5 protein-coding genes and 1 rRNA gene are annotated in these 6,940 nt (G+C 66.4%); all 6 read right to left on the bottom strand.

Annotated elements, in window-relative coordinates; all coding sequences use genetic code 11:
• A 16S ribosomal RNA gene (locus AWQ70_RS22190) occupies positions 1-123 on the bottom strand; the annotation flags it as partial.
• Positions 124-694: 571 nt separating this feature from the next.
• Positions 695-3,283 carry a valine--tRNA ligase gene (locus AWQ70_RS22185; RefSeq protein ID WP_245647092.1) on the bottom strand — a complete coding sequence of 863 codons (2,589 nt, stop codon included), beginning with the start codon at positions 3,281-3,283 and terminating at the stop codon, positions 695-697.
• A gap of 97 nt (positions 3,284-3,380) precedes the next feature.
• Positions 3,381-3,986, bottom strand: a complete 606-nt coding sequence (locus AWQ70_RS22180) for a hypothetical protein (protein ID WP_067179112.1) — start codon at positions 3,984-3,986, stop codon at positions 3,381-3,383.
• A gap of 111 nt (positions 3,987-4,097) precedes the next feature.
• Complete coding sequence (clpX, locus tag AWQ70_RS22175; RefSeq protein ID WP_067179110.1) at positions 4,098-5,381, bottom strand: ATP-dependent Clp protease ATP-binding subunit ClpX; 1,284 nt, start codon at positions 5,379-5,381, stop codon at positions 4,098-4,100.
• A gap of 194 nt (positions 5,382-5,575) precedes the next feature.
• Positions 5,576-6,238: an ATP-dependent Clp protease proteolytic subunit gene (locus AWQ70_RS22170; protein WP_067179108.1), complete on the bottom strand. Its 663-nt coding sequence runs from the start codon at positions 6,236-6,238 to the stop codon at positions 5,576-5,578.
• Complete coding sequence (locus AWQ70_RS22165; protein WP_067179106.1) at positions 6,235-6,879, bottom strand: ClpP family protease; 645 nt, start codon at positions 6,877-6,879, stop codon at positions 6,235-6,237. The genes AWQ70_RS22170 and AWQ70_RS22165 overlap by 4 nt, the downstream gene beginning before the upstream one ends.
• Positions 6,880-6,940 lie beyond the last annotated feature (61 nt).

Below are 6,940 nucleotides of genomic sequence, written 5' to 3'. Positions count from 1 at the left end.
GGTTACTCACGTGTTACTCACCCGTTCGCCGCTCGAGTACCCCGAAGGGCCTTTCCGCTCGACTTGCATGTGTTAAGCACGCCGCCAGCGTTCGTCCTGAGCCAGGATCAAACTCTCCAAACAATGTCTTCGAGTTGTTTCCTGGCCAACATTCACATGAATGTCAACCAAAGGAATCCATCCCCCCACACCGCAATGAGTGCAGGTAAGGACGGGGTTGTGCATCATGCACTGGCTTTTAGCACACTGTTGAGTTCTCAAGAAACGGACGCGACCACCATCACCTCAGACTCGAAACCGAGCCATCCGCTCCGGGGCGTTACATTCGCTTCACTTACCGCTATTCTCTCGTGTCGCCCGATCCGTGTCAAACCGTCCCGTTTTGGAACACTTGACCCGAACCCCGCAACCCTGAGGGAATCGCAGCCGCCCCGTCTCCGGAGCAACCCCTCCAAGCTACTGTCCATTCGCAATCCTGTCGAATTGCGCGCGGCCAATCGGAAATTCCCGATTAGTTGGAGGAGATACAGGAACCGTAGCACCCATTTCCCCGAGGGGAGTGAGACGCGCCGGTGAGCCCTGCGAGAAGGAACCTTACCACCCCTCGCGGCCGGCCGGGCACATCTGAGGCAACTTAAGTGTCATTCCCACCCCGTCGCTGCTCAAACCTGCTCCGGCCGGCCTGATGAGGGACCTAGCCGGGAAGTGCGGCGAGCTGGGCCTCGAGGCGCGCGATGTCCTCCTCGGCCTGAGCCGCACGGCCGCGCACCTTCGCCACCACGTCGTCCGGCGCCTTGGCCATGAACTGCGCGTTGCCGAGCTTGCCCGTCACCTGGGCATGCTCCTTCCGCGCGGCGGCGAGATCCTTCTCGAGCCTCTTGCGCTCCGCTGCGACGTCGATGGCACCGGCGGTGTCGATCTCCACGTCCACGCCGCCCACCGCGATGCGCGCGGTCGCCGTGAAGCTCTCCCCCGGCGCGTTGAGCCGGAGCAACGCCCTGACGGCCTCCTCGTGCGGGGCGAGGGCCGTACCGGAGAAGGACAGCCGCGCCGCGACTCGCTGACCAGGCTTGAGCCCCTGGTCGGAACGGAACCTCCGCACCTCGGTGACAAGCTCCTGAAGCGCGGCGATCTCCATCTCGGCGCCGGGGTCGGCCAGCTCAGCCACCGGAACCGGCCAGTCGGCCACGACCAACGACTCCCCACCGGTCAGTGCCCGCCACAGCTCCTCGGTCACGAACGGCACCAGCGGGTGCAGCAGTCGCAGCAGAGCGTCGAAGACGTGGCCGAGAACCCGCTTGGTGTTCTCAGCGACCTCCCCGCCTCGGGATATCTGGATCTTCGCGAGCTCGACGTACCAGTCGCAGACCTCGTCCCAGGCGAAGTGGTACAGAGCGTCGGAGACCTTGGCGAACTCGAAGTCCTCGTACGCGGCGTCCACGGACGCGATCACGGTCTGCAGCCTCGACAACACCCAGCGGTCGGCGGCGGTGAGGTCGGACGGCAGGCCGTCCACCACCGCGCCGTTCATGAGCGCGAACCTGGTCGCGTTCCAGATCTTGTTGCAGAAGTTGCGCGACCCCGCGGCCCAGTCCTCGCTGATGGCCACGTCCGACCCCGGGTTGGCCCCCCGAAGCAGGGTGAACCGCGTGGCGTCGGCGCCGTAACGGGCGATCCAGTCCAGCGGGTCGACCACGTTCCCGAACGACTTGGACATCTTCTTGCCGAACTGGTCCCGGACCATCCCGTGCAACGCCACCGTACGGAACGGCGGCTGCCCGTCCATCGCGTACAGCCCGAACATCATCATCCTGGCGACCCAGAAGAAGAGGATGTCGTACCCGGTGACCAGCACGGACGTCGGATAGAACCGCTTGAGCTCCGGGGTGGACTCCGGCCAGCCCAGGGTCGAGAACGGCCACAGACCGGAGGAGAACCAGGTGTCGAGCACGTCCGGGTCCTGGACGTAGCCGACCGGCGCCTCCTCGTCCGGTCCGACGCACACGACCTCGCCATCGGGGCCGTACCAGACCGGGATGCGGTGCCCCCACCACAACTGCCGGGAGATGCACCAGTCGTGCATGTCGTCGACCCAGTCGAAGTAGCGCTTGGCCAGCTCCGGCGGGTGGATCCGGGTACGGCCGTCGCGGACGGCGTCACCGGCCGCCTTGGCGAGCGGCGAGACATTCACGAACCACTGCAGCGACAGGCGCGGCTCGACCACCGTCTTGCAGCGGGAGCAGTGGCCGACCGAGTGCAGGTACGGACGCTTCTCCGCGACGATCCGCCCTTGCTGGCGCAGCGCGGCGACCACCGCGGGCCGCGCTTCGAACCGGTCCAGCCCCTGGAACGGGCCGTGCGCCGTGATCACGCCGCGCTCGTCCATGACCGAGATCGACGGCAGCGAGTGCCGGCGGCCGATCTCGAAGTCGTTGGGGTCGTGGGCGGGGGTCACCTTCACCGCGCCCGTTCCGAAGAACGGATCGACGTGCTCGTCCGCGACGATCGGAATCCGGCGGCCGGTGAGCGGAAGCTCCACGAACTGGCCCACGAGGTGCGCGTAGCGCTCATCGGACGGGTTGACCGCGACCGCGGTGTCGCCGAGCATCGTCTCGGCGCGCGTGGTCGCGACCACGATCTCGGTCTCGTCCGATCCGTACCGGATGGAGACGAGCTCTCCCTCGTCCTCGCTGTGCTCCACCTCGATGTCGGACAGCGCGGTGAGGCAGCGCGGGCACCAGTTGATGATGCGCTCGGCGCGGTAGATGAGCCCGTCGTCGAAGAGCTTCTTGAAGATGGTCTGGACGGCCCGGGACAGGCCCTCGTCCATCGTGAAGCGCTCACGCGACCAGTCCACGCCGTCGCCGAGCTTCGTCATCTGGCCGAGGATGCGGCCGCCGGACTCCTCCTTCCACTGCCACACCCGGTCGACGAACGCCTCGCGTCCCAGGTCGTGGCGGGACAGACCGTCCTTGGCGATCTCTCGCTCGACGACGTTCTGCGTGGCGATGCCGGCGTGGTCCATGCCCGGGAGCCACAGCGTCTCCAGGCCCCGCATCCGGGCCCGCCGGGTCAGCGCGTCCTGGATCGAGTGGTCCAGGGCGTGCCCCACGTGCAGCGAGCCCGTCACGTTCGGTGGCGGAAGCACGATGCTGTACGGTTCCCGCCCGCTGCCCGGGTCCGCGGTGAAGAAGCCTTCCGATACCCAGCGCTCGTAGCTGCGGGTCTCGACATCGGCGGGTGCGTACTGGGTTGGCAGTTCAGGCGTTGTCACGGTGACCAATTCTATGGCCGCCCGCGTCCGCCCCCACGCCGGTCGGGCGTCACCGCAGGTGACGGCGCATGGCTCCCGCTGGGGAGCGGGAGCCATGGCGGCGCGTTCAGGCGTTGAAGTCGATGCGGAAGGCGTAGAGGCTTTCTTCGGTCGCCCCGATCAACGTGAACCGGGCGGCACCGTTGGTCACGACTCCGTTGATCCGCGCGCCCGCCGCGACCGCGAAGGGGAACAGCATCACACCGAGATTGGGGCGGCAGTCGACGAGCGGCTTGTTCGCCATGAACTGGTTCCACGCCGCCCCGATGTTGCTGTGGCTCTGCACCAGCCTGCCATTGAACTGCCCCGTCGAGCTGCGGCCGGTGTTCCAGTACTCCGCCAGATAGCGGCGGGGGCCCACCAGGAAGGCCGACGCGAACTGGAACGATCCCGGCTGGCCGACGTTACCGACGTAGAACTGCCACCCGAAGGGGTTCCGCTCGGTGCGCCCGTCTCCCGACAGGCGGGGGACCACGTGCAGCTCGGCCGTGGTGCTGAACCTGCTCCGGTCGGCGATTCTCCGCGCGCCGCTGCAGTAGTCGTAGGTCTCGACGACCACCGTGGCGCGGCCGCGGTAGACCTTGGCCGCCGTGGACGCGGACGCCGGCTCACATAGGCCGAACGCCGTCAGCAGCGCGACGATCGTGGCTAATCCGAAAAGTCTCCGTCTCATCCGCGGCTCACCTTTCCGATGGTCTCCTGTGCGTACGCTCAGAAGTTCTCATCGGAAACGCGGCAGGACCTCGTCAAAAGACGGCATCCGGTGCAAGAGCCGCGGACGGGATCAGGCCGACTTCTCCCTGGGGGTGCGCTGCTGCTTCGCCTGCAGCTGGTCCCGCGGCACGAGTGTCGGGTTGACGTGCTCCAGGACGGCCTCACGGGTGATGACGACGCGGGCGACGTCCTCTCGGGACGGCACCTCGTACATCACCGAGAGCAGGACCTCCTCGAGGATGGCCCGTAGCCCCCGCGCCCCGGTGCCGCGCAGGATCGCCTGGTCCGCGATCGCCTCCAGCGCGTCGTCGGTGAACTCCAGCTCGACGTTGTCCAGCTCGAAGAGGCGGCGGTACTGCTTGACCAGCGCGTTCCTGGGCTCGGTGAGGATCTGGATCAGCGCGTCCCGGTCGAGGTTGTGGACCGACGTGATCGCGGGGAGCCGGCCGACGAACTCGGGGATCATGCCGAACTTCAGCAGGTCCTCGGGCATGACGTCCGAGAAGATGTCCGAGGAGTCCATCTCCTCCTTGGACCGGATGATCGCGTTGAAGCCGATCCCCTTCTTGCCGACGCGCGACTCGATGATCTTTTCGAGGCCGGCGAAGGCGCCACCACAGATGAACAGCACGTTGGTGGTGTCGATCTGGATGAACTCCTGGTGCGGGTGCTTGCGCCCGCCCTGCGGCGGCACGCTCGCGGTCGTCCCCTCAAGGATCTTCAGCAGGGCCTGCTGCACACCCTCGCCGGAGACGTCGCGCGTGATCGACGGGTTCTCGCTCTTACGGGCGATCTTGTCGACCTCGTCGATGTAGATGATGCCGGTCTCGGCCTTCTTGACGTCGTAGTCGGCCGCCTGGATCAGCTTGAGCAGGATGTTCTCGACATCCTCTCCGACGTACCCGGCCTCGGTCAGGGCGGTGGCGTCGGCGATCGCGAACGGCACGTTGAGCATCTTGGCGAGCGTCTGCGCGAGCAGCGTCTTGCCGGATCCGGTCGGGCCGAGGAGCAGAATGTTGGACTTGGCCAGCTCCAGGCCGTCGTCCCGGGCGCGCTCGCCGGACTGGACGCGCTTGTAGTGGTTGTACACCGCCACGGAGAGCGCCTTCTTGGCCTTGTCCTGTCCGATGACGTAGGCCTCGAGGAACTCGTAGATCTCACGCGGCTTGGGGAGGTTGTCCCACTTCAGCTCGGAGGACTCGGAGAGCTCCTCCTCGATGATCTCGTTGCAGAGATCGATGCACTCATCGCAGATGTAGACGCCGGGGCCGGCGATGAGCTTCTTGACCTGCTTCTGGCTCTTGCCGCAGAACGAACACTTCAGCAGGTCTCCCCCGTCGCCGATGCGTGCCACCCCAGATACTCCTTTGCGTGGGACCGCCCTGCTGACGCGGTCACTTCCGTCCGCCGCCCGCTCTGACTCGGTGCGAAAACGTCATCCCGCTCAGGTATCGACGTTACCGTCTTCTGGACCCTCAGTGAGCCCCCTGGCGGTGAGTCGCACCGGAACGTGCCCAAACGGGCATCGTTCCGGTGCCTTCGACTTCCTCAGGAAGCGATCGCCGCGGCGCGCTTCTTACGCGTCGGGATGATGTCGTCCACCAGCCCGTACGCCTTGGCCTCCTCGGCGCTCAGGATCTTGTCGCGCTCGATGTCCCTGCGGACCTCGTCCGGCGACTTACCCGAGTGCCGCGCCAGAATGTCCTCGAGCAGCTCCCGCATGCGCAGGATCTCCCGAGCCTGGATCTCGATGTCGCTGCCCTGGCCGCCGCCCTCGGTGGAGGGCTGGTGGATCAGGACGCGGGCGTTCGGCAGAGCGAACCGCTTGCCGGGCGTGCCGCCGGCCAGCAGCACCGCCGCGGCGGACGCCGCCTGACCGAGACACACCGTCTGGATCTCCGGACGGACGAACTGCATCGTGTCGTAGATCGCCGTCATCGCGGTGAACGAACCGCCCGGCGAGTTGATGTAGATGCTGATGTCCCTGTCCGGGTCGAGCGACTCCAGGGTGAGCAACTGCGCCATGACGTCGTTCGCCGAGGCGTCGTCGATCTGCACGCCGAGGAAGATGATGCGATCCTCGAACAGCTTGTTGTACGGGTTCATCTCCTTCACGCCGTACGTCGTGCGTTCGACGAACGAAGGGATGATGTAACGGCCGTTGATGTCTCCCGGCCGGATCAGCTCGTTCACTTCGGAAGCTCCACTCATGAGACGGCGCCCTCGGAGGGCACCTGCCGCGCGCTGCGCACGACATGGTCGATGAAGCCGTAGTCCCTGGCCTCCTCGGCCGTGAACCACCGGTCACGGTCGGAGTCGCGCTCGATCTGCTCGAGCGGCTGGCCGGTGTGGAAGGCGATCCGCTCGGCCAGGGTCTTCTTCACGTAGAGCATCTGCTCGGCCTGGATCGCGATGTCGGCCGCGGTGCCGCCGATGCCGCCGGACGGCTGGTGCATCATGATGCGAGCGTTGGGCAGCGCGTACCGCTTGCCCGACGCCCCCGCGCAGAGCAGGAACTGGCCCATGGAAGCGGCCAAGCCCATCGCGACGGTGCACACGTCGTTCGGCACGTATTCCATCATGTCGTAAATCGCCATGCCGGCCGTCACCGAGCCGCCGGGCGAGTTGATGTACAGCCAGATGTCCCGATCCGGGTCGTCCGCGGCAAGGAGGAGCAGCTCGGCGCAGAGCCGGTTGGCGACCTCGTCGTTGACCTGGGTGCCGAGCACCACGATGCGCTCGCGGAGCAGCCGCTGGTAGAGCTGGTCCTCCAGGCGGTACGAGCCGTTCTCACGGCCGCGCGCCTCGGGACCGAAGCTGGTGGGCTGGAAGAAGGTCGGCGGGCTGGTCACAGCGTCACCTTCCGATGCGTCGAAATCGATTGGCTTTGCTTGTGACCTTAACGCGCGAGGC

This window comes from Microtetraspora niveoalba, from assembly GCF_001570405.1.
In the GTDB taxonomy this organism is placed as follows: domain Bacteria; phylum Actinomycetota; class Actinomycetes; order Streptosporangiales; family Streptosporangiaceae; genus Microtetraspora; species Microtetraspora niveoalba.
This window is presented reverse-complemented; position numbering and strand designations above follow the sequence as displayed.

What these genes read in the sequence shown, in the direction of transcription:
- AWQ70_RS22180 (WP_067179112.1), bottom strand. Translation starts at nt 3,986, where the DNA reads ATGAGACGGAGACTTTTCGGATTAGCCACGATCGTCGCGCTGCTGACG.
- AWQ70_RS22170 (WP_067179108.1), bottom strand. Translation starts at nt 6,238, where the DNA reads ATGAGTGGAGCTTCCGAAGTGAACGAGCTGATCCGGCCGGGAGACATC.